Origin of the sequence: Streptomyces sp. SID12488 (genome assembly GCF_010548275.1) — a bacterium.
Lineage (GTDB): Bacteria > Actinomycetota > Actinomycetes > Streptomycetales > Streptomycetaceae > Streptomyces.
On the sequence record NZ_JAAGLT010000030.1, the window covers coordinates 12,107 to 34,978 of the forward strand.

The window sequence follows — 22,872 nt, forward strand, 5'->3', positions numbered from 1 at the left end:
CCCCGTTCCCCGGCCCGTGCGCCCACGGGTGTCCGGGGCACCCCCAGTGGAGCCACCCATGCAGCGACCCCCAGGTACGATCGCGGCCCCGGCCGACCCCGCCGACCGGCGCGCGGATCCACCGCCCCCGGCGGACAAGAGCGGGGACCCTGGGACGGCCCGGGTGCTGCCGCTGCGCCACCCCGGCCGCTGGCTCGCCACCGCCGTGGTGACCGTGCTGGCCGCCCAGTTCGTCCACGGTCTGGTGACCAACCCCTTCTACCAGTGGGACCGATTCGGCTACTGGATCCTGCGCCCCGCCGTCCTCGACGGGCTGGTCATCACCCTCGAAGTCACCTCCCTCAGCGCCGTGTTCGGTCTCCTGGGCGGCATCGTGCTGGCCCTGTGCCGGCTCTCCCGCAGCCCGGTAACGCGCGCCGTGTCCTGGACCTACATCTGGCTGCTGCGCTCCGTCCCGCTGATCGTGGTGCTGCTCTTCCTGTACAACTTCAGCGCCCTGTACCGCACGCTGAGCCTCGGCATACCGTTCGGCCCGGCGTTCTTCACCTTCGACGAGTCCCGGCTCGCCACCGACATGGCCGTGGCCGTCTTCGGCCTCAGCCTCACCGAGGCCGCCTACGCCGCCGAGGTGGTCCGCGGCGGCATTCTCTCCGTCGACCAAGGCCAGCACGAGGCCGCCGCCGCGCTCGGGCTGCCCAGGACGTATCAGTTCCGTCGGATCGTCTTCCCCCAAGCGCTGCGGTCGATCACCCCGAACTACGTGAACCAGCTCGTCGGCCTCATCAAGAGCACCTCGCTGGTCTTCTACGTCTCCCTGCTCGACCTCTTCGGCACCGTGTCGAGCCTGGGCAGCACCTACCCCGGTGACATCGTGCCGCTGCTGATGGTGGCCACCGTCTGGTACCTGGTGCTCACCAGCCTGCTGTCGGTCGTCCAGTTCTACGTGGAACGCCACTTCTCCCGCGGTGCCCTGCGCGCCCTGCCGCCCACCCCGCTGCAGAACACCCGCTCCGCCCTGCGGAATCTGCGCACCCACCTGCGCAAGGAGTCCCTCGCATGACCCCCACCGCCACCGGCGCTCCGGCCCCGCAGCCCGCCGCGGTCGAGGTGCGCGGCGTACGCAAACGCTTCGCCGCCCACACCGTCCTGGACGGCGTCGACCTCAGTGTGCGCCCCGGCGAGGTCACCGTGATCCTGGGCCCCTCCGGCTCCGGCAAGTCCACCCTGCTACGCGTCATCAACCACCTGGAGAAGCCCGACGCCGGCCATGTGGAGGTGGGCGGCGAACCGGTCGGCGTCCGCCGCAGCGGCCGGCACTTCAAGGAGCTGAGCGAGCGTGCCGTGCTGGCCCAGCGCACCCGTATCGGCTTCGTCTTCCAGAACTTCAACCTGTTCCCGCATCTGACCGCCCTGGACAACGTGGCCGCCGCACCCGTGGCCACCGGTCGGCTGACGCGGCCGCAGTCGCGCGAGCGGGCCCGTGAACTGCTCGGCCGGGTCGGACTCGCCGACAAGGCCGACGCCTATCCGCGCCAGCTCTCCGGCGGGCAGCAGCAGCGCGTGGCCATCGCCCGCGCGCTCGCCCTGGATCCCAGCCTCATCCTCTTCGACGAGCCCACCTCCGCCCTCGACCCCGAGCTGGTCGGCGAGGTTCTCCAGGTCATCAAGGACCTAGCGAACGGCGGCACCACGCTCCTCGTGGTGACCCACGAGATCGGCTTCGCCCGCGAGGCCGCCGACCGCGTCCTCTTCTTCGACCGGGGCCGCATCGTCGAGGACGGCACCCCCGCCGAGGTGCTGGACCGCCCGCGCCACGAGCGCACCCGCCACTTCCTCAGCCGCGTGCTCTGAAGACCGTCGTGGTTCTGCGACGCCTGCCGCCACCCTCCCACCCGTTCCCCGGCGGGCCAGCCGGCCCGCCGGCCGTCCACCACACGACCAGGACCGCCATGCACACTTCCCGTCCCCGTTCCGTCCCCCGCTGGCGCGCTCTCGCCGCTGCCGCCGGGCTCTCCCTCGCCGTGGCCCTCACCGGGTGCGGCGCCGGTACCGACGCCGCCCGGGCCGACGCCGCGGGCACCGTCACCGTGGGTCGCTTCTCCAACGGCGCCGCCACCGAGACCGCGCTGAGGATCGCCGAGGTGAAGTCGATCAGCGCGGAACTGCCCGAGGAGGTCGCCCGCACCGGGAAGCTCGCCATCGGCCTGGGCGGACTGCCCGACGGGATCGCCCCTCTGGTCTTCACCGGCGACGACCAGAGGACCGCCACCGGCGCCGAGCCCGACCTCGGCCGCATGGTCGCCGCCGTCCTCGGTCTTGAGGCGGAGGTCACCAACGCCACCTGGGACAACATGTTCGTCGGCCTCGACAGCGGCAAGGTCGACGTGGCGTTCTCCAGCGTCACCGTCACCGAGGAGCGTAAGAAGAAGTACGACTTCGTCGCCTACCGCAAGGACGACCTCGCCTTCGAGGTGACGAAGAACAGCGACTGGCGCTTCGACGACTGGCACAGCCTGGCCGGCCGCACCGTGGCCGTCGGCGCGGGCACCAACCAGGAGAAGATCCTCCTCGGCTGGAAGAAGAAACTGGCGGCCGAGGACGAGGACCTCACCGTCAAGTACTTCCCGAACAACAACAGCCTCTATCTGGCCCTCGGCGGCGGCCGCATCGACGCCCACTTCGGGCCCAATCCGACGGTCGCCTACCACGCCACCCAGACCGCGGGGACCCCGAACGCCACCCGCAACGCGGGCACCGTCTCCGGGGCGGGCGACACCCTCCAGGGGCTGATCGGCGCCACCACGGCCAAGGGCGACGGGCTGGCCGCGCCGATCGCGAAGGCGGTCCAGTACCTCATCGACCATGGCCAGTACGTCTCCTGGCTCAAGGCCTGGCACCTGTCCGACGAGGCCGTGGAGAAAGCCGAGACCAACCCGCCGGGGCTCCCCGAGGGATCCTGACCCGGTCCGCCGCGCAGGACGCGGACACGCTGGTGCGCGCCGGCGGACGGATCCGGTGGCGCGCACGGGAGCGGGGCGGCCGGTGGCGGGAGACCTCCCACCCGCATCGGCCGCCCTCCTCCGAGGGGTCAGCCGGTCGAGGACACGAAGGTCGAGGGGGAACCAGGTGGCGGAGCCCCGGTCCTCCCTCGACCGGTTCAGCACGGCGGACGCGGCGATCAGCGCTCGGTCGTCCCCGACGTCGTTGGCGCAAGGCCTCACGCTCGGCCGCTGGAAACAAGGTCGCCGCCCGCCGATCACGCGGGGACCGCTCGCCGTCAGCCGCAGCTCGACGTGAAGCACCCCCAGCTCCGGCCCAGAGCCCGGACTGCGGCGGCCACGACCCCTTCAACTTCACCGACCCCGACCTGTGGCGCACGGTGGAGCCGGGCGCCCCCGCTCCGGAACGGCGCCTGGACGTCGTACGGGCACTGGGCGAGCACGGCATCGGCTGCGGGGTGCTGATGGCGCCGGTGCTCCCCTTTCTCAGCGACGACCCGACCCAACTGCGGGCCACCGTGCGGGCGATCGCCGCCTCCGGGGCGACCTCCGTGACCCCGCTGGTGCTGCATCTGCGTCCCGGCGCCCGCGAGTGGTACATGGCCTGGCTCGGGCACCATCACCCGCATCTGGTGCGCCGGTGCGAGCGGTTGTACGCGGAGGGCGCCTACGCCCCCAAGTGGTACCAGCGCCGGATCACCCGCCAGGTCCACGAGCTGGCCCAGGAGTACGGAATGGGCCCCACGCGCGCGGGGATGCCGCGCAGGGCTCCGGCACCCACCGAGCCCGATCCCGCCGGACCCGGTACCGAGGCACCCGAGCCGGTCCAGCTGACTCTTCTCTGAAAGAGTGCCGCCATGAACGACCGGATCCTCGTGCGCGAGATGACCCTCGACGACTGCGACCGCGTGTCCGAGATACGTATCCGAGGCTGGCAGCACGCCTACAAGGGCCTGATGCCGCAGTCGCATCTCGACGCCCTCAGCATCGCCGAGGACGCCGAGCGCCGGCGGACGTTCTTCGTGCGGGCCGGGTCGGAGGTCGTCGACCTGGTCGCGGAACGGGCCGGCGAGGTCGTCGGCTGGGCCTGTCACGGGCCCTACCGGGACGGTGAGATCCGCACCGACGACGCCGAGTTGTACGCGATCTACGTGGACGCCGCGCAGTTCGGCGCCGGAGTCGGGCAGGCGCTGCTGCGGGAGGCGGTCCGCCGGTGCGCCGATGCCAAGCACCCGCGCATGCTCCTGTGGGTTCTCAAGGGCAACGAACGCGCCCGGCGGTTCTACGAGCGGGCGGGGTTCGCGGCCGACGGCGCCGAGGAGCCCTTCGACGTGGACGGGGTCGCCGTACCGGAGGTGCGGTACGTGCGGGAACTGCTCGGCTGACAGTTCCCCGGGTTCACCTCTGTCCGGGGATGCGCGCCAGCGCGTGCACCGCCGCCTCGGCGAGGGCCGGGTGTGCGAGGGCCTCGTTCAGGACAGGCGCCGCTCGCCGGTCCCCCAGCGTGCCCAGCGCCTCGACGCAGGCGAGCGCCACCCGCCGGTGGGGATCGTGCGGTTTCAGGCGGCGGGCCAGCGTGGTGATCAGCGCGGGCACGGACTCGGGGGCGCGCAGCCGGCCCAGCAGCCGGACCGGGTGCAGGGCGTAGGCGACGCGCAGTTCGTTGGTCGCGAGGGCGGCTGCCGCGCGGGCCGTGCGCGGATCACCGAGGCGGGCCAGGGCGTACGCGGCGGAGGCGCAGCGCTGCGGGTCACGGTGGTTGAGGAGCAGGACGAGGGCCTCGAAGGCTCGCCGGTCCCCCGCGAGCCCCAGCCGGAAGGCGGCCAACTCCCTGGCCCACAGCGGCTGTCCGGGGGCGGTGAGGACATCGGCCAGCTCGTCGAGGCCGTCGGTCGCCACCAGTTGTTCGTATGCCTCCGAGGTATCCGCTCCGGCCTCGGCCCGTAAGCGCTCCGTGAGTGATCGCAACTCTTCGTCCATGATGCCGAGGTTAGGTGCGGGAGCGAGGCCGCGTGGGCAGGATCCCGGGACCTACATCACAAAGCCGGGGGCTGGCGCGCTCGTTACCCACCGGTTAAGCTCAGACGAGCGAGTTACCCACTCGCTTGCAATGCTTGCTGACGACGGCCTGGTGACGCAGCCGTCGTGAGCGCGACACGGCTTGGGACAGGGCCGGTCGGACCTCACCGTTCTCCGGGCGTGTGCACGCCCGCGACCACGGCACCGGGCGTGTGCGCTTCGCAGCCCGGCAACACCCGCACTCAGCGTTCCGCACTCCTCTTCTCGCACCCGGTGCGCCACCCACAGGGCTTCCCTGTTCTCAGGGTTCTCATGGCCTCCCTCCGGCGCACCCGGGCGCGCTCCCAGTCGTCACCCTCATTCCTGGAGTCCCGCGATGGCCACTCCCCTGTCCCACACCTCTCCGTCCCCGATCAGGACCGTCGCCGTGGTCGGCCTCGGCACGATGGGCACCGGCATCGCCGAGGTCCTCACCCGCGCCGGCCGCGAGGTCGTCGGCATCGACATCAGCGAGGCCACGGCCGCGAAGGCCGTCACCGCGCTGGAGACCTCGACCGCCCGTGCCGTGGTGCGCGGCCGGCTCACCGAACAGGAGCGCGAGGATGTCCTCGCCCGCTTCCGCACCTCCACCGACCTGCGCGAGGCGGCCGACGCCGACCTGGTCATCGAGGTGGCGCCGGAGTCGTACGAGGTCAAGCACCAGATCTTCCGCGCCCTCGACGACATCGTGCGCCCGGAGACGATCCTCGCGACCGGCACCAACGCCCTCTCCGTCACCCGCCTCGCCGCCGACTCGGCGCGCCCCGAGCGCGTTCTGGGCCTGCACTTCTTCAACCCGGCCCCGGCGATGAAGCTGGTCGAGGTGGTCTCGTCGGTGCTGACCGCGCCGCAGGCCGTCACCGCGGTCACCGATCTGGCGATCGAGCTCGGCAAGGAGCCCGTCGCGGTCGGCGACCGGCCCGGATTCGTCGCCGACGGGCTGCTGTTCGGCTATCTCAACCAGGCCGCCGCGATGTACGAGGCGAAGTACGCCTCCCGCGAGGACATCGATGCGGCGATGCGGCTGGGCTGCGGGCTGCCCATGGGTCCGCTCGCCCTGCTCGACCTGATCGGCATCGACACGGCCCGTACGGTCCTGGAGGCCATGTACTCCGAGTCCCACGACCGGCTGCACGCCCCGGCCCCCATCCTCAAGCAGCTCAGCGAGGCGGGCCTGACGGGCAGGAAGACGGGGCGCGGCTTCTACTCCTACGAGGCGCCCGGCGGCGCGACGGTCGTGGCGGACGCGCTGACCCCGCCGGCCGACGCTCCCGAGACCGGCGGTCGCACCGTCCGCTCGGTGGGCGTCGCCGGCTCCGGCACGATGGCCTCCGGCATCGCCGAGGTCTTCGCGAAGGCCGGGTACGCGGTGGTCCTCGCCGCCCGCAGCGAGGAGAAGGCCCAGACCGCCAAGGCCAGGATCGGCAAGTCGCTGGCCCGCTCCGTCGACAAGGGCCGCCTCACCGCCGAGGCCGCCGCCGAGACCCTGGACCGGATCACCGCGGCGGGCTCGTACGACGCCTTCGCGGACGTCGATCTGGCCGTCGAGGCCGTCGCCGAGGACCTGGAGGTCAAGCAGCAGCTGTTCGCGACCCTGGACAAGGTCTGCAAGCCGGGCGCGGTGCTGGCCACCACCACCTCCTCGCTGCCCGTCGTCGCGTGCGCCCGTGCCACCTCGCGTCCCGAGGACGTGATCGGCATGCACTTCTTCAACCCGGCGCCCGCGATGAAGCTGGTCGAGGTCGTCCGTACGGTGCTGACGGCCGACGACGTCCATTCAACGGTCCGTGAGGTCTGCGTCCGGATCAAGAAGCATGCCGTCGACTGCGGCGACCGGGCCGGATTCATCGTCAACGCACTGCTCTTCCCGTACCTCAACAACGCGATCAAGATGGTGCAGGAGCACTATGCGTCCCTTGACGACATCGACGCGGCGATGAAGCTGGGCGGCGGCTACCCGATGGGCCCGTTCGAACTGCTGGACGTGGTCGGGCTGGATGTCTCCCTGGCCATCGAGAAGGTCCTGCACCGCGAGTTCCGTGACCCGGGTCTGGCCCCCGCGCCGCTCCTGGAGCACCTGGTGGCCGCGGGCTGCCTCGGCCGCAAGACGGGCCGCGGCTTCCGCGAATATGCCCGCCGCTGACGGGGCCGGCGACTGGTCCGGGCCCGACTTCGGACAGGGGTTCGGGCGCGTTCCCGGGCATGACGAGGACTGGGGCGGCCTTCTCGACCCGGCCTCCCCGCCCCCGCCCGCCCTGGGCGGGGGTGATCCCGGACGTGCGCGCCACCCTGCGCGGATGCAGTACGTTCGGGTCATGTCCCAGCCCGCCAAGTCCTCCCGTACCCCAGCCACGCCCGACGCGCCGGAGAGTGCCGCGGGCGGTCGCGCCGCCGCCCAGCGGCTCAAGATGCGCCGAGAGCTGGCGGCGGCGGCGATGGAGCTGTTCTCGACCAAGGGCTACGAAGGCACCACCGTCGACGAGATCGCGGCCAGGGCCGGCGTGGCCCGCCGCACCTTCTTCCGGCACTTCCGTTCCAAGGAAGAGGCGATCTTCCCGGACCACGACGACACGTTGATCCGGGCCGAGGCGGTGCTGAACGCGGCGCCGGCGCACGAGCATCCGCTCGACACCGTGTGCCGGGGCATCAAGGAAGTCATGAAGATGTACGCGGCCCGGCCGGAGATCTCGGTCGCCCGCTACAAGCTGACGCGCGAGGTCCCCACCCTGCGGGAGGCGGAGATCGCGTCGGTCGCCCGCTACGAGCGTCTCTTCACCCGCTATCTCCTTGGCCACTTCGACGAGCACGCCCACGACGACGACGCGAACGACGATCCGCTGCTGGCCGAGGTCGCCGCGTCGGCCGTGGTCACCGCCCACAACCACGTCCTGCGGCGCTGGCTGCGGGCGGGCGGCCAGGGCGACGTCGAGGCACAGCTCGACCACGCGTTCGGGATCGTACGGAAGACCTTCGTCACGGGCATCGTGGCCGGGCGTGACACCGCCACCCGGAGCGTTCCGGCCTCGGTGGCCTCGCAGGGAGAGGTGCTGGTCGCCGTGGCGCGGACCGACGCCCCCCTCGACGAGGTGATGCGCACCATCGAACAGGCGCTCAAGGAACGGTCGTAGGACATAAGAGCCGTACGTACGGAACAGGCGGGTCGCAGAAATCGCGGCCCGCCTCTTCTGTGCCCCGCGAGGGCTACTCCTCAGTAGCCTTTGATCGATCATCGCTCATTTGTTACGTAAAGATTTCACCTGAGGCCATTTTCTGGCACTCAGTGCCTTGTCACCTGACACGGGGTGTCATACCTTGAAGGTGTCCGGGCGGCCGGCGTGCAGAGACCATTCGTACGTCGGCTGTCCCCGCAAACCCACGTGTTTGCGCGCCCGGCCGCCTGCGTCACAGGCAACCTCCCGCGCCACCACGCGCTGCCGAAGCACCACCCGCCGAACCGACGGCACGTCTCACCCAACCCTCAGCAGTACCGACGTAACCCTCAGCGTCTTCCCTCGAGACGCCATTCGCCGGAGGCAACACCGTGACCGTGAAGGACATCCTGGACGCGATCCAGTCGCCGGAGTCGACTCCGGCCGATTTCGCCGCTCTGCCGCTCCCCGAGTCGTACCGTGCCATCACCGTGCACAAGGACGAGACGGACATGTTCGCGGGCCTCGAAACCCGCGACAAGGACCCCCGCAAGTCGATCCACCTGGACGACGTCCCGGTGCCGGAACTCGGCCCGGGCGAAGCCCTGGTGGCCGTCATGGCCTCCTCGGTCAACTACAACTCGGTCTGGACGTCGATCTTCGAGCCGATGTCGACCTTCGGCTTCCTGGAGCGTTACGGCAGGCTCAGCGAGCTCACCAAGCGCCACGACCTGCCGTACCACATCATCGGTTCCGACCTCGCGGGCGTCGTCCTGCGCACCGGTCCCGGCGTCAACTCCTGGAAGCCCGGAGACGAGGTCGTCGCGCACTGCCTGTCGGTGGAGCTGGAGTCCTCCGACGGGCACAACGACACGATGCTCGACCCCGAACAGCGCATCTGGGGCTTCGAGACGAACTTCGGCGGCCTCGCCGAGATCGCCCTCGTCAAGTCCAACCAGCTGATGCCCAAGCCGGACCACCTGAGCTGGGAGGAGGCCGCCGCACCCGGGCTGGTCAACTCCACCGCGTACCGCCAGCTGGTGTCGCGCAACGGCGCCGGGATGAAGCAGGGCGACAACGTCCTCATCTGGGGCGCGAGCGGCGGGCTCGGCTCGTACGCCACGCAGTTCGCGCTGGCCGGCGGCGCCAACCCCATCTGTGTCGTCTCCAGCGAACAGAAGGCGGACATCTGCCGGGCGATGGGCGCCGACGCGATCATCGACCGCAACGCCGAGGACTACAAGTTCTGGGCGGACGAGCACCACCAGGACCCGCGCGAGTGGAAGCGGTTCGGCAAGCGCATCCGCGAGCTGACCGGCGGCGAGGACGTGGACATCGTCTTCGAGCACCCCGGCCGCGAGACCTTCGGCGCCTCCGTCTACGTCACCCGCAAGGGCGGCACCATCGTCACCTGCGCCTCCACCTCGGGCTTCAACCACGAGTACGACAACCGCTACCTGTGGATGTCCCTCAAGCGCATCATCGGCTCGCACTTCGCCAACTACCGCGAGGCCTGGGAGGCCAACCGGCTGGTCGCCAAGGGCAAGATCCACCCGACGCTCTCCAAGGTGTACTCCCTGGAGGAGACCGGGCAGGCCGCCCACGACGTCCACCGCAACGCCCACCAGGGCAAGGTCGGCGTCCTGTGCCTCGCCCCCGAGGAGGGCCTCGGTGTGCGCGACGAGGAGAAGCGCGCCCAGCACATCGACGCCATCAACCGCTTCCGGAACATCTGAGACCGGAGGTCATCGATGACTGAGCGTCAGAAGGACCGGCCGTGGCTCATGCGCACGTACGCCGGTCACTCCACGGCCGAGGCGTCCAACGAGTTGTACCGGCGCAATCTCGCCAAGGGCCAGACAGGTCTGTCGGTGGCCTTCGACCTGCCGACCCAGACCGGGTACGACCCCGACCACATCCTCGCCCGCGGCGAGGTCGGCCGGGTCGGCGTCCCCGTCTCGCACCTCGGTGACATGCGCCGGCTGTTCCAGGAGATCCCCCTGGACCAGATGAACACCTCGATGACGATCAACGCCACCGCCATGTGGCTGCTGGCGCTCTACCAGGTCGTCGCCGAGGAGCAGGGTGTCGACATCACCACGCTCCAGGGGACGACCCAGAACGACATCGTCAAGGAGTACCTGTCGAGGGGCACGCATGTGTTCCCCCCGGGACCCTCGCTCCGGCTGACGACCGACATGATCTGCTACACGGTCAACCACATCCCCAAGTGGAACCCGATCAACATATGCAGCTACCACCTCCAGGAGGCGGGGGCGACCCCGGTCCAGGAGATCGCGTACGCGATGTCGACGGCCGTCGCGGTGCTGGACGCCGTACGGGACTCGGGGCAGGTGCCCGCCGAGAAGTTCGGTGATGTCGTCGCCCGTATCTCCTTCTTCGTGAACGCGGGCGTCCGGTTCATCGAGGAGATGTGCAAGATGCGGGCGTTCGGGCGGATCTGGGACCAGGTCACGCGCGAGCGGTACGGCATCGAGAACCCCAAGCAGCGGCGCTTCCGGTACGGCGTACAGGTCAACTCCCTCGGGCTGACCGAGGCGCAGCCGGAGAACAACGTCCAGCGGATCGTGCTGGAGATGCTGGCGGTGACCCTCTCGAAGGACGCACGCGCGCGTGCCGTGCAGCTCCCCGCGTGGAACGAGGCGCTGGGACTTCCCCGGCCCTGGGACCAGCAGTGGTCGCTGCGGATGCAGCAGGTGCTCGCCTACGAGAGCGATCTGCTGGAGTACGAGGACATCTTCGCCGGGTCGCACGTCGTCGAGGCGAAGGTCGCCGAGCTGGTCGAGGAGTCGCTCGCCGAGATCGGCCGTATCGAGGAGATGGGCGGCGCGATGGCCGCCGTCGAGTCGGGCTATCTGAAGTCGAACCTCGTCGCCTCGCACGCCGAGCGGCGGGCCCGTATCGAGTCCGGTCAAGAGAAGATCGTGGGCGTCAACATCTTCGAGTCGACCGAGCCGAACCCGCTCACGGCCGACCTCGACGCGGCGATCCAGACGGTCGACCCGGCCGTCGAGGCCCAGGTGACGTCGGCGCTCCAGGGCTGGCGCGACACGCGCTACCAGCCCCCCTTCAACCACCCGCGCCCCTGCAAGGCGCTGGAGCGGCTGAAGGAAGCCGCGAAGGGCACCGACAACCTCATGGAGGCCACCCTGGAGTGCGCCCGCGCCGGCGTCACGACCGGCGAGTGGGCCGGGGCCCTGCGCGAGGTGTTCGGGGAGTTCCGGGCACCGACCGGTGTCTCGTCCGCGCCGGTCGCGGTGGCCGCCGCCGAGGGCACCGGGCTGGCGCTGGTCCGCCGCAAGGTGGAGATCACGGCGCGGGAGATGGGCGTCGGCAAGCTCCGTTTCCTGGTCGGCAAGCCGGGTCTGGACGGGCACTCCAACGGCGCCGAGCAGATCGCCGTGCGGGCCCGCGACGCCGGCTTCGAGGTGGTCTACCAGGGCATCCGGCTCACCCCGGAGCAGATCGTGGACGCGGCGATCGCCGAGGACGTGCACGGCGTGGGCCTGTCCATCCTGTCCGGATCGCACGCCCAGCTGGTGCCGGACGTGCTGGAACGGCTCCGTGTGGCCGGTGCCACAGACGTACCTGTCATCGCCGGTGGGATCATCCCCCATGGTGACGCCGAAAAGCTCAGGGCTGCGGGCGTGGCCGCGGTCTTCACCCCGAAGGACTTCGACATCACCGGAATCATCGGCCGCATAGTCGACGAGATCCGGAAAGCGAACAAGCTCGACCCCCTGGAGGTCCCCGCATGACCACGCCCCTCAACCGTCTGCGTCCGCGACGCTCCTGTCTCGCGGTCCCCGGGAGCAACCCCCGTTTCCTGGAGAAGGCCCAGGGTCTGCCGGCCGACCAGGTCTTCCTGGACCTGGAGGACGCGTGCGCCCCGCTGGCCAAGCCCGAGGCGCGGCACACCATCGTCAAGTTCCTCAACGAGGGCGACTGGACGGGCAAGACGAGGGTCGTGCGCGTCAACGACTGGACGACCGAGTGGACGTACCGCGATGTCGTGACGGTGGTCGAGGGCGCGGGCCCGAATCTCGACTGCATCATGCTGCCGAAGGTGCAGACCGCCCAGCAGGTCGTCGCGCTGGACCTGCTCCTCACCCAGATCGAGAAGACGATGGGCTTCGAGGTCGGCAGGATCGGCATCGAGGCGCAGATCGAGAACGCCCAGGGCCTCAACAACGTCAACGAGATCGCCACGGCGTCCCCGCGCGTCGAGACGATCATCTTCGGCCCGGCCGACTTCATGGCGTCGATCAACATGAAGTCGCTCGTCGTGGGTGAGCAGCCGCCCGGTTACCCGGCGGACGCCTACCACTACATCCTGATGAAGATCCTGATGGCCGCCCGCGCCAACAACCTCCAGGCGATCGACGGCCCCTACCTGCAGATCCGCAACGTCGACGGGTACCGCGAGGTCGCCCGGCGTGCCGCCGCCCTCGGTTTCGACGGCAAGTGGGTGCTGCACCCGGGCCAGGTCGAGGCGTCCAACGAGATCTTCTCCCCCTCGCAGGAGGACTTCGACCACGCCGAGCTGATCCTCGACGCGTACGAGTACTACACGTCCGAGGCGGGCGGCAAGAAGGGCTCCGCGATGATCGGCGACGAGATGATCGACGAGGCGAGCCGCAAGATGGCCCTGGTCATCTCGGGCAAGGGTCGCGCGGCCGGCATGCGGCGCACCTCCAAGTTCGAAGCCCCGGAGGCCTGAGCACCATGCAGTTCGGACGCACCTACGAGGAGTTCGAGGTCGGGGCGGTCTACAAGCACTGGCCCGGAAAGACCGTCACGGAGTACGACGACCATCTGTTCTGCCTCCTGACGATGAACCACCACCCGCTCCACATGGACGCCAACTACGCGGAGAACACGACCGACTTCGGCAAGAACGTCGTCGTGGGGAACTACATCTACTCGCTCCTGCTGGGCATGTCCGTGCCGGACGTGTCGGGCAAGGCGATCGCGAACCTGGAGGTCGAGTCGCTGAAGCACGTGGCGCCGACCTTCCACGGCGACACGATCTACGGCGAGACCACGGTCCTCGACAAGACGCCCTCCCGGTCGAAGAACGACCGCGGGATCGTCTACGTGGAGACCAAGGGCTACAAGCAGGACGGCACGCTGGTCTGTGTGTTCCGCCGCAAGGTGATGGTGCCGACCGAGACGTACATCAAGGAGCGCGGCGGCGAGCAGCCCGGCCGCCCCGAGCTCAAGGAACAGGTGAAGTAGCCATGGCGCGACTCGCCCAGACCGCCGGTCTGACCGACGTCCAGCAGGAAATCCTGTCCACCGTCCGGGACTTCGTGGACAAGGAGATCATCCCGGTCGCGACCGAGCTGGAGCACCGCGACGAGTATCCGCAGGCGATCGTCGACGGCCTCAAGGAGTTGGGCCTGTTCGGCCTGATGATCCCCGAGGAGTACGGCGGCCTCGGCGAGTCGCTCCTGACGTACGCGCTGTGCGTCGAGGAGATCGCGCGTGGCTGGATGTCGGTCTCCGGGATCATCAACACGCACTTCATCGTGGCGTACATGCTCAAGCAGCACGGCACGCAGGAGCAGAAGGACCACTTCCTGCCGAGGATGGCGGCGGGCGACGTCCGCGGCGCCTTCTCGATGTCGGAGCCGGCGCTCGGCTCGGACGTGTCGGCCATCACCTCGAAGGCGGTCCGGGACGGCGACGAGTACGTCCTCAACGGCCAGAAGATGTGGCTGACGAACGGCGGAACGTCCAACCTGGTCGCCGTACTCGTCCGAAGTGACGAAGGACACCCGGAGGGAACCGCGCCCCACAAGTCGATGACCACCTTCCTGGTCGAGAAGGAGCCGGGCTTCGGTGAGGTCCGGCCCGGGCTCACCATCCCCGGGAAGATCGACAAGATGGGCTACAAGGGCGTCGATACCACCGAACTCATCATGGACGGCCTGCGAATTCCGGCCGATCGCGTGCTCGGGGGCGCCACCGGCCGAGGTTTTTACCAAATGATGGACGGTGTCGAGGTGGGGCGCGTCAACGTGGCGGCGCGTGGCTGCGGTGTCGCTCAGCGTGCGTTCGAACTCGGCGTCTCGTATGCCCAGCAACGGCACACTTTCGGCAAGCCGATCGCCCAGCACCAGGCGATCCAGTTCAAGCTGGCCGAGATGGCTACCAAGGTCGAGGCCGCCCATGCGATGATGGTGAACGCGGCACGCAAAAAGGACTCCGGGGAGCGAAACGACCTCGAAGCAGGGATGGCGAAGTACCTCGCCTCCGAGTACTGCAAAGAGGTCGTGGAAGACGCCTTCCGGATCCACGGCGGCTACGGCTTCTCCAAGGAGTACGAGATCGAGCGCCTCTACCGGGAGGCCCCGATGCTGCTGATCGGCGAAGGGACCGCCGAGATCCAGAAAATGATCATCGGGCGCAGGTTGCTCGAAGAGTACAAATTCCAGGGCTGATTGTCCGCTTCGGGGTGTTTTCTTGGAGAAGAAGGTCACACCCCGTCAGCACTCCTCAGCCGCCGACTCCGCTTCCTGGCTTACCCAGTTGTGGTCGTGAGCCGCTACGATCGATGGAAAGCCGCCGTCCCCTGATACAGCGCGGCATCATCCGCTACGAAGGTCATCCATGCCCCACAGCCAAACCTCTGCACCTCGCGACAGCCTGGCAGGCGTACGCCTGGCGCGCGGAGCATCGCCGTGGCTCCTCCCGACCGTCGCCACCGCAGCCCTCAGCCTGGTACGCGCGCGCAAGTCCGGCGCCGCCAAGGCCGTGGCCGTACCCGCCACCGCGCTGGCGGCGGGCATGCTGTGGTTCTTCCGCGACCCCGAGCGTGAGATCACTCAGGGCCGGGTGATCTCACCCGCCGACGGCGTGGTCCAGAGCATCATGCCCTGGAAGGACGGCCGCACCCGCGTCGCGATCTTCATGAGCCCGCTCAACGTACACGTCAACCGCGCGCCTCTCTCCGGCACGGTGACGTCCGTCGAGCACATCCCCGGCGGGTTCGTTCCGGCGTTCAACAAGGAGAGCGAGAACAACGAGAGAGTTGTCTGGCACTTCGACACCGAGCTCGGTGACATCGAGATGATCCAGATCGCCGGTGCGGTCGCTCGCCGCATCGTCCCGTACGTCCCCCAGGGCACGAAGGTCGAGCAGGGCGACCGGATCGGCCTGATCCGCTTCGGTTCGCGCGTCGACATCTACCTCCCCGAGGGTGTCGAGGTCGCGGTCGAGGTCGGCCAGAAGACGGTGGCAGGGGTGACTCGCATTGACCGTGATTGATCCCGAGACCCAGTGGGTGCCGGAGGCCGACGAGGTGGGTGACGACGAGGAGGAGATGCCTCTTTCTCTCCGCCTCTCAATAGCGGACACCCTCACCCTCGGCAACGCCACCTGTGGCTTCATGGCGGTGTACTTCACCACCACGGGCATCCTGATCCCGCACCTCACCGGCAGTGACGAGTCGGGCATGGCCCGTCACTCGGCGGCGACCGCGGTGATCCTGATGCTCTGCGCGGCGGTCTTCGACCTCTTCGACGGTCTGGTCGCCCGCAAGCTGCGCTCCTCCCCCATGGGCGCCGAGCTGGACAACCTTTCCGACCTGATCAGCTTCGGTCTCGCGCCGGCCTACTTCGTGCTGGTGTACGGCATGGTCGCGGACGACGCGTACCAGAAGGTGGCCGCGGTCGGCGCGATCGTCGTCCTGCTCGCCGTGGTGCTGAGGCTCGCGAGATTCTCGTGCGTGACGGTGAAGGACGGCACCTTCCAGGGCATGCCGAGCCCCTTCGGCGCCCTGACGGTCGTCTCGATCGTGCTCCTCGAGCTGCCGTTCGTGGCCACGCTCATGGCCATCGTCGGCACCGCCTGGCTGATGGTGAGCCGGGTCGAGTACCCGAAGCCGCGGGGTCCGCTCGCGATCGCGATGATCGCCTGGATCGTCTCCGGAATGGGCCTCCTGGCGGCCTGGGCCTTCGACGCCCCCGGTGGCCAGCTGCTCCTCCAGACCGGCTGCGCCCTGCAGCTCGTCCTGGGCGCGGTGATCCCGCTCTTCGCCACGGCCCGCCGTGTGAACAACTTCCGCGGCACCCGCCGCGAGGCACGCGCGGCGCAGCTGCCGTAGCGGTCGCGCGATGTGCTTGTACGGAGGCCCCCGAACCGGACGGTTCGGGGGCCTCCGCGTTGTGTGCGGGGTTCTCCGCGCCAACGCCGGGGCTCACGCGCCCGGCGAGTAGCCCTCCGCGACGGACGACGCCTCGGACTCCCGGGCAACCTTCATGCCTCCCGTGACGCTCTTGTCGGGCTGGAGGATCACGCTCTCCTTGGACGAGGGCGCCTTCGGGTCGGTGAAGTCCTGCGGGCTGCCGAAGCCGGCGTCGAACGCGTTGATCGTCAGCAGGGCCTTGTCCACTCCCGCGCGGGTGAGGTCCTTGTTCGCGCAGGCCTTCTTCAGTGCCTCGCCGAAGGCGGAGACCGCCGTCCAGCCGGCCACCACACCGTTGTCCAGCGAGTCACCCGGGTACGCGGCCCGGTAGTCGGCCACGAGCTTCTGCGCCTGCGGGGTGTCCGCCCCGATGGGCAGGGCCGGTGAGGCGACCCAGTAGTTCTTGGACAGGGCCGGGCCCGCCTGGGTGGCCAGGAGCTGCGGGGCGAAGGCCGAGTTGTTGCCGATGACGGGCACGTTGAAACCGCCGGCCGCGGCCACTCCGACCAGTGAGGCGGCCTGGCGCGGGCCTGCGCTGATCACGATCGCCTTGACACCCGCCTGCTTCAACGCGGCGACCTGGGCAGTCATGTCGTTGTCGGTCGGCTTGATCTTCTGCTCGACGACCGTCAGCCCCGACTTCTCCGCCATGTACTTGGCACCGGCCAGGGCGCTCTCCCCGTAGTCCCCCTCGAAGTAGACATGACCGATCTTGTCGCCCTTCTTGATCCCCTTCTCATTGATCAGGAAGTCGACCGCGTTGATCGTCTCGATGTCGTACGTTGACCCGATCACGCGTATGTACGGACTGCCGAGCAGCGAGGCCGCCCACGCCTGCGGCAGCACCAGGACATGGTCCTGGCCGTCGATGCGTTGTTTCACCGCCGCGACGAACGGCGAGCCGATGAACTGGGCGAAGCCCAGCACCTTCGGTGCCAGTTCCGTGTAGCCGGAGACGGCCTTCTGCGGGTCATAGCCGTGGTCGCGGACCGTGAGGGCCACCTGTCGGCCGCAGACGCCTCCGGCGGCGTTCAGCTGCTTCACGTACAGCTGCTGGGCCTGGGTGACGCTCTTGCCGAGGGTCGCGTAGACCCCGGTCATGTCCGTGAGCGCGCCGAGCGTGATCGTCTTGGCGGACACGCCCACGTCGGTCTTGACGCCGCCCGCCGAGGCCGAACCCTTGTCGCCCCCGTCGTCGTCCTTGGCCTTGGAGCTGCACCCGGCCACTGTGAGCAGCACGGCGAGCGCGCCCGCGGCGGCTCGGGCCGCGTATCTCGTGGTCATCGTTCCTCCCCTGGATTGCGTCCGAAGCGGCGCCGGGCGGCGCCCAGTCTGACCAGCCCTCCCGGCAGGAAGAGCACCACCGCCACGATGGCGGCGCCGTACAGGTACCGGGACGCCTCGCCCGGTGCGATCCCGCCCGTGCCCGGGGCGGAGACCAGGGGCAGGGCGTCGCTGTAGCGGGTCAGCAGCTGCGGCAGCAGCGAGACGAAGGCCGCGCCGACCACCGCCCCGGAGACCGAGCCGAGCCCGCCGATGACGATCATGGCGAGGTACTCCAGCGAGAGCGTGATGCCGTAGTAGTCGGGCACGGTCCGCTGGAAGACGAGGGCGAGCAGGACGCCGGCGAGCCCCGCGTACATCGAGGACAGGACGAAGACGGCGGCACGGTAGCGGGCCACGGGCACGCCGATCACCCCGGCGGCGATGCGGTGGTCGCGGACGGCGTTCATTGCCCGACCGGGCCGCCCGCGCAGGACGCCACGGGCGAACAGGGCGCCCCCGAGCAGGAGGACGAGTCCGGCGTACCAGAGCTTCTCGGCGGAGCCGAACGGCACGTTGGCGACAAGGAGTTCACGGTCGTCGAAGGTGAGGCCGAAGAGGCTCAGCGGCGGGACGTCACGGCCGTTGAAGCCGCCGGTGAGGTCACGGGCGTTGAACAGCACGTGCTGGCCGATGAAGATCAGGGCGATGGTGGCGATACCGAGGTAAGGGCCGCGCAGGCGCCCGGCGATCGGACTGAACAGGCCACCCGCGGCGCCCGCGACGAGCGTGGCCAGCACGACAGCGAGCCAGGTGGGCAGCCCGAGCCCGGTCAGCCCGTCGCCCCCGTCGGCGGCGAACACGCAGTAGCTGTAGGCGCCGACCGCGAGGAAGAAGGCGTGGCCCATGGAGAGCTGGCCGGTGGCGCCGGTGAGGAGGTTGATCCCGATGGCGCCGATCCCGGCCGCCATGGCGAACAGACCGGCCTGGAGCCAGAAACGGTCCAGGTAGAACGGGAGGGCGAGGAGCAGAAGGGCGCCCGCGACAGCCGTGTACGTACGCGCGTGCGGCCGGCGGAGCACGCTTCGGGGCTTGGCTGCCGGGTCGGCGAGAACGTCAGACACGGGCGGGCTCCTTCGTGCCGAAGAGCCCGGCGGGCCGGACGAGCAGGATCGCGACCATGACCAGATAGGGTGCGAGGTCGCCGAGGCCCCGGCCCATGAAGGCCAGGTCGCTCTGGTAGCCGGTGGCGAGGGACTCGGTGACGCCGACCACCAGGCCGCCCACGAGCGCGCCGGTCGTGGAGTCGAGGCCGCCGAGGATGGCGGCCGGGAACGCCTTGAACGCGGCGAGCGACGTGGCCCGTTCCAGGCCCGGGGTCGGGAAGACGGTGAGGAAGAGGGCGGCGACGGCCGCGAGTCCGCCCGCGACGGCCCAGGCGCCGAGCGAGACCCGGCCCAGCCTGACGCCCATCAGGGCGGCCGTCTCCGGGCTCTCGGCCGCCGCGCGCATCGCCACGCCCCAACTGGTGTAGCGGAAGGCGAGCAGGAAGGCCGTGATGAGCAGGGCCGCGGCGACGAAGGCGGCGATCCGGGTGTGCGCGAGCGAGATCGGGCCGAGAGTGAGGACCGCGTCGCCCCAGGGGTCGCCCAGCGCGAGGACGTCCGTACCGAGGCGGCGGGTGAGTTCGGTGGTCAGCAGGATGTCGACGCCGATGGTGACGATGGCCAGCACACTGTGGTCGCCGCCCCTGGCACGGCGCATCACCAGGAACTCCACGGCCGCACCGACGAGCGCGGCACCGGCGATTCCCGCGAGCAGCGCCGGCCAGAAGCCGATGTCGTCGTGGAGGGAGGCGGTGACGTAGCCGCCGGCCAGCAGCAGTGAGGCGTGCGCGAAGTTGACGACTTCCGTGGCCCGGAAGATCACGACGAAACCGAGGGCGATGAGGGCGTAGACACTGCCCATGGAGATGCCGTTGAGGAGCAGCTCGGCGAAGGTGCTCACGGGGTGGCCTCCTCACCGAGATAGGCCCGTACGACGTCCGGGTCGTTCTGTACGTCCGCCGGGGCCCCGTCCGCGATCAGTCGGCCGAAGTCCAGGACCGTGACCGTGTCCGCGAGTCTCATCACCACCCCCATGTCGTGCTCCACCAGGACGATCGAGATGCCGAGGCTGTCGCGGACCCCGGCGATGACGGCCGCTACCCGGCGCCGTTCGTCGGCGGTCATCCCGGCCACCGGTTCGTCGAGGAGCAGCAGCCGCGGCTCCATGCACAGGGCCCTGGCGAGTTCCGCGAGCTTCTGCTGCCCGTAGGGCAGGGAGCCTGCGGGGCGTCCCAGATGCGCCTCCAGACCGACGAACTCGGCGATCTCCCGCACGCGCGCCCGGTGCCTGCGTTCCTCGTGCGCCGCCGACGGCAGCCGGAGTCCGGCGGCGACGAAGCCGGTTTTCGTCAGCCGGTGCCGCCCGAGCAGCAGGCTGTCCTCGACGGTGGCGTGGGGCGGCAGGGCGAGGTTCTGGAAGATCCGGGCGACGCCCAGGCCGGCGATGCGGTGCGGGGGCATGCCGGTCAGCTCGTGCTCGCCGAAGCGGACGCTGCCGGAGGTGGCCCGGTAGACACCGGACAGGACGTTGAAACAGGTGGACTTGCCCGCGCCGTTGGGGCCGATCAGGGCGTGGACGGTGCCGGGGCGGACCGTGAAGGTGACGTCGTCGAGGGCGAGCAGGCCGGCGAAACGGACGGTGAGGTGATCAACATTGAGGGAGGGCACGGTGTGGGCGTCAATGGTGGACGCCGGTCCGTCAAGTGCGGTCAAGGTGGATCAACCCTCCCATCTGGTCAACCTCGGAGTGGACCGCGTCAACCCGGATGCACCCGCTCCACCCATCACCCCTGCCGCGTCCGCCGCCGCATCCTCGTCCACCACGCCCAGATAGCGGCGCCGTACCTCGTCGGAGGCGGCGAGTTCATCGCAGGGGCCGGAGAGGGTGACCTCGCCGACCTCCAGGACGTAGGCCTGGGTGGCCAGCCGTAGCGCCAGGGCGGCGTTCTGTTCGACGAGCAGGACGGAGGTGCCCTGGGCGTTGATCTCGCGGACGGTGTCGGCGATCCGCGCGGCCATCAGCGGGGCCAGGCCGAGTGACGGCTCGTCGAGGAGCAGGACCTTGGGGGCGGCCATGAGGGCACGGGCGACGGCCAGCATCTGCTGCTCGCCGCCCGACAGCAGCCCGGCGCGCTGCTGGGCGCGCTCGGCGAGGACGGGGAACAGTTCGTGCACGCGCCGCATGGCGGCGGCCCGTTCCACGCGTCCGCCGCTCGCGCCGAGGGCTCCGGCGCGCAGATTGTCGGCGACGCTCATCCGGGCGAACACCCGTCGTCCTTCGGGTACTTGGGACACCCCGGCGGCCACCACCCGGTCGGGGGCCAGCCCGTCGATCCGGCGCCCGCCGAGCGTGACGGTGCCGCCGGTCGTCGCCCCGCCCTGGAAGGAGAGGGTGCGGCTGATGGCCCGTAGCAGCGTGGACTTGCCGGCACCGTTGCCGCCCAGCACCGTCACGACAGCCGCCTCGGGCACCTCCAGCGACACCCGACGAAGGGCACGCACGGGCCCGTACCCGACCGACAGGTCCCGTACGACGAGACCGGCGCCGCCCGGAGAGCCGCCCGAAGTCCCGCGCGGAGAGCTGCCCGCGGAACCGCCCGGGGTGCCGCCCGGAGATCCCCTTGTCCCACCGCCCATGGCGTCTGCTCCTTCCCGCACACACGTCCGGTGTGGCGCTCACCCCAGCACCGCGGCGGGCGTCCGTCCACGGGTCGCGACCGAACCCGCGCCGAAACGTGGCCGGGGACCAGCCGACTCCACCGCCCGTTGTGCGCGTGCACAACACTGCGTGTCAGGGGCCTGCCGAAGGGGAGCGGAGGGTGGCATCCTCCGTTCATGGGACCGCGCAGAAGGCGTACGGGTCATGACTGGCAGGTGCTCGCCGAGGCCTGCGCGGCACTGCTGGAACGGGTGCCGGAGCTCGTGGACGAGCATGTGCGGCAACTGTCGGAGCACTCCCCCGTCTACGACCAGGTCCTCCCGCCGGACCAGCAGTGGCGGGAGGCGGAGGAGGCGATGCGGATCGGCATCGGGACGATCTCCGCGCCCCGGGGCTCACCGCGCCGCGACCTGGAGTACGCGGAGGACGCGGGCCGGCGCCGCGCCCAGCAGGGGCTGCCGCTGGAGCTGCTGGTGCACGCGTACCGGAGTGCGGGCTATCTGGTGTGGGACGCGCTGCTGGAGGGCGCGGGCGGCCAGGAACCGGAGCGGCTCGGCGTGCTGATGCGGTCGGCGACCCTGGTGTGGTCGGCGATCGACGCGCAGGCGGCGACGGCGACGGAGGCCTACCGGGCGACCGAGACGGAGTTGCGTCGGCGTACGGACGAGCAGTTACAGGCGTTACTGGACGCCCTGCTCGACGGTCAGGAGTCTCCGGGGCTGGCCGCCAGGGCCGCGGCGGGGCTCGATCTGCCGGAGCGGGGCGCGTACGCGGTGGTGGTGCTGCGGGCGGAGCGGCGGGATCCCCGGGAGGCCTTCCACCGGCCGTTACGGGGCGCCGGATACCGGTTCGTGTGGCGGATGCGGGCCGACCGGGAGGTGGGCGTGGTGCTGCTGGGGCCCGACCAGGGGCTCGACGCGGTGGCGCAGGCGCTGAGCGGGCGGTGCTCGGGGGCGGGCGGGATCAGTCCCGTCGTACCCGGGCTGGCCGAGCTGGGGCGGGCCCGGCGGCTGGCCGAACTGGCGTTGCGCACCTGCCCGCCGGACGCGAGCGAGGTCGTACGCCTGGATCAGCGCATGCCGACCGCCCTGGTGGTGAGCCAGCCGGAACTCGCGAACCGGCTGGTCTCGGCCGTCTTCGGCGCCCTGGCCGGGCTGGAGCCCGCCGACCGGGAGGTGCTGCTGGAGACGCTGGACGTGTGGCTGGCCTGCGAGGGGTCGGCGGGACGGGCGGCCGGGCGGCTGTACTGCCACCGCAACACGGTGTTCAACCGGCTGCGACGGCTGGAGCAGCTGACGTCCCGGTCACTGGCCAGACCACGCGATCTGATCGAGATGACCCTCGCCCTGGACGCGTACCGGCTGTCGGGACCGGCGGGCGCGCAGGAGGAGACCGCGCGCCTCGCCGGAAGCGGGTGAGGCCGGGA

Annotated in this window: 20 protein-coding genes and 1 pseudogene; 15 read left to right on the forward strand and 6 right to left on the reverse strand. The window is 70.2% G+C overall.

The window, feature by feature from the left end; translation table 11 throughout:
- Nucleotides 1–58: 58 nt before the first annotated feature.
- The 5 genes and pseudogenes from G3I56_RS33635 to G3I56_RS33655 all read left to right on the forward strand — a co-directional run bounded on the left by G3I56_RS33635 (nt 59) and on the right by G3I56_RS33655 (nt 4,384).
- Nucleotides 59–1,060 (forward strand): amino acid ABC transporter permease, encoded by a 1,002-nt coding sequence (locus G3I56_RS33635; protein WP_164415708.1) that lies wholly within the window; start codon nt 59–61, stop codon nt 1,058–1,060.
- The gene (locus G3I56_RS33640; protein ID WP_164415710.1) at nt 1,057–1,851 is read left to right on the forward strand and encodes an amino acid ABC transporter ATP-binding protein; all 795 of its coding nucleotides are present in this window, start codon (nt 1,057–1,059) and stop codon (nt 1,849–1,851) included. Before G3I56_RS33635 ends, G3I56_RS33640 begins: the two co-directional genes overlap by 4 nt.
- Nucleotides 1,852–1,949: 98 nt before the next feature.
- Nucleotides 1,950–2,960: a transporter substrate-binding domain-containing protein gene (locus tag G3I56_RS33645; protein WP_164415712.1), complete on the forward strand. Its 1,011-nt coding sequence runs from the start codon at nt 1,950–1,952 to the stop codon at nt 2,958–2,960.
- Nucleotides 2,961–3,352: 392 nt separating this feature from the next.
- A pseudogene (locus G3I56_RS33650) lies at nt 3,353–3,844 on the forward strand (radical SAM protein); the annotation flags it as partial.
- Between the two features lie 12 nt (nt 3,845–3,856).
- Nucleotides 3,857–4,384 (forward strand): GNAT family N-acetyltransferase, encoded by a 528-nt coding sequence (locus tag G3I56_RS33655; RefSeq protein ID WP_164415714.1) that lies wholly within the window; start codon nt 3,857–3,859, stop codon nt 4,382–4,384.
- 13 nt (nt 4,385–4,397) lie between these two features.
- Here G3I56_RS33655 and G3I56_RS33660 read toward each other — a convergent pair whose 3' ends face one another.
- Entirely contained in the window at nt 4,398–4,979 is a 582-nt protein-coding gene (locus tag G3I56_RS33660) for an adenylosuccinate lyase (RefSeq protein WP_164415716.1), read from the reverse strand.
- A 415-nt stretch (nt 4,980–5,394) separates the two neighbouring features.
- Here G3I56_RS33660 and G3I56_RS33665 point away from each other — a divergent pair, with 415 nt between their 5' ends.
- The 9 genes from G3I56_RS33665 (at nt 5,395) to pssA (ending at nt 16,337) form a co-directional block, all read left to right on the forward strand.
- Complete coding sequence (locus G3I56_RS33665) at nt 5,395–7,200, forward strand: 3-hydroxyacyl-CoA dehydrogenase (protein ID WP_164415718.1); 1,806 nt, start codon at nt 5,395–5,397, stop codon at nt 7,198–7,200.
- A gap of 172 nt (nt 7,201–7,372) precedes the next feature.
- A complete protein-coding gene (locus G3I56_RS33670; protein WP_203691291.1) occupies nt 7,373–8,185 on the forward strand; it encodes a TetR family transcriptional regulator in 813 nt (270 codons plus the stop codon).
- A 413-nt stretch (nt 8,186–8,598) separates the two neighbouring features.
- On the forward strand, nt 8,599–9,942 hold the full coding sequence (gene ccrA, locus G3I56_RS33675; protein WP_164415723.1) for a crotonyl-CoA carboxylase/reductase: 1,344 nt from the start codon (nt 8,599–8,601) through the stop codon (nt 9,940–9,942).
- Between the two features lie 15 nt (nt 9,943–9,957).
- Complete coding sequence (locus tag G3I56_RS33680; RefSeq protein ID WP_164415725.1) at nt 9,958–11,985, forward strand: protein meaA; 2,028 nt, start codon at nt 9,958–9,960, stop codon at nt 11,983–11,985.
- The gene (locus G3I56_RS33685) at nt 11,982–12,947 is read left to right on the forward strand and encodes a CoA ester lyase (protein ID WP_164415727.1); all 966 of its coding nucleotides are present in this window, start codon (nt 11,982–11,984) and stop codon (nt 12,945–12,947) included. The genes G3I56_RS33680 and G3I56_RS33685 overlap by 4 nt, the downstream gene beginning before the upstream one ends.
- 5 nt (nt 12,948–12,952) lie before the next feature.
- Nucleotides 12,953–13,465 (forward strand): MaoC family dehydratase, encoded by a 513-nt coding sequence (locus G3I56_RS33690; protein WP_164415729.1) that lies wholly within the window; start codon nt 12,953–12,955, stop codon nt 13,463–13,465.
- Nucleotides 13,466–13,467: 2 nt separating this feature from the next.
- Nucleotides 13,468–14,673, forward strand: coding sequence for an acyl-CoA dehydrogenase family protein (locus G3I56_RS33695; protein WP_164415731.1), 1,206 nt, complete (start codon nt 13,468–13,470; stop codon nt 14,671–14,673).
- Nucleotides 14,674–14,842: 169 nt separating this feature from the next.
- The gene (locus G3I56_RS33700; RefSeq protein WP_053747193.1) at nt 14,843–15,499 is read left to right on the forward strand and encodes a phosphatidylserine decarboxylase; all 657 of its coding nucleotides are present in this window, start codon (nt 14,843–14,845) and stop codon (nt 15,497–15,499) included.
- 16 nt (nt 15,500–15,515) lie between these two features.
- Nucleotides 15,516–16,337: a CDP-diacylglycerol--serine O-phosphatidyltransferase gene (gene pssA / locus G3I56_RS33705; protein WP_164415860.1), complete on the forward strand. Its 822-nt coding sequence runs from the start codon at nt 15,516–15,518 to the stop codon at nt 16,335–16,337.
- Nucleotides 16,338–16,430: 93 nt separating this feature from the next.
- On the opposite strand, the gene G3I56_RS33710 is transcribed toward pssA, so the two are convergent.
- From G3I56_RS33710 to G3I56_RS33730, 5 genes are read right to left on the reverse strand one after another with little or no spacing between them, the layout of a single operon-like run.
- A complete protein-coding gene (locus tag G3I56_RS33710) occupies nt 16,431–17,702 on the reverse strand; it encodes an ABC transporter substrate-binding protein (RefSeq protein WP_164415734.1) in 1,272 nt (423 codons plus the stop codon).
- Entirely contained in the window at nt 17,699–18,763 is a 1,065-nt protein-coding gene (locus tag G3I56_RS33715; RefSeq protein WP_343240131.1) for a branched-chain amino acid ABC transporter permease, read from the reverse strand. The genes G3I56_RS33710 and G3I56_RS33715 overlap by 4 nt, the downstream gene beginning before the upstream one ends.
- 34 nt (nt 18,764–18,797) lie before the next feature.
- Nucleotides 18,798–19,688, reverse strand: a complete 891-nt coding sequence (locus tag G3I56_RS33720; RefSeq protein WP_164415737.1) for a branched-chain amino acid ABC transporter permease — start codon at nt 19,686–19,688, stop codon at nt 18,798–18,800.
- Complete coding sequence (locus G3I56_RS33725) at nt 19,685–20,455, reverse strand: ABC transporter ATP-binding protein (RefSeq protein WP_164415862.1); 771 nt, start codon at nt 20,453–20,455, stop codon at nt 19,685–19,687. Before G3I56_RS33725 ends, G3I56_RS33720 begins: the two co-directional genes overlap by 4 nt.
- Before the next feature lie 51 nt (nt 20,456–20,506).
- Nucleotides 20,507–21,424 (reverse strand): ABC transporter ATP-binding protein, encoded by a 918-nt coding sequence (locus G3I56_RS33730; RefSeq protein ID WP_239135263.1) that lies wholly within the window; start codon nt 21,422–21,424, stop codon nt 20,507–20,509.
- 198 nt (nt 21,425–21,622) lie between these two features.
- Between G3I56_RS33730 and G3I56_RS33735 the strand changes: the two genes are divergently transcribed.
- Nucleotides 21,623–22,864 (forward strand): helix-turn-helix domain-containing protein, encoded by a 1,242-nt coding sequence (locus G3I56_RS33735; RefSeq protein ID WP_164415739.1) that lies wholly within the window; start codon nt 21,623–21,625, stop codon nt 22,862–22,864.
- Nucleotides 22,865–22,872 lie beyond the last annotated feature (8 nt).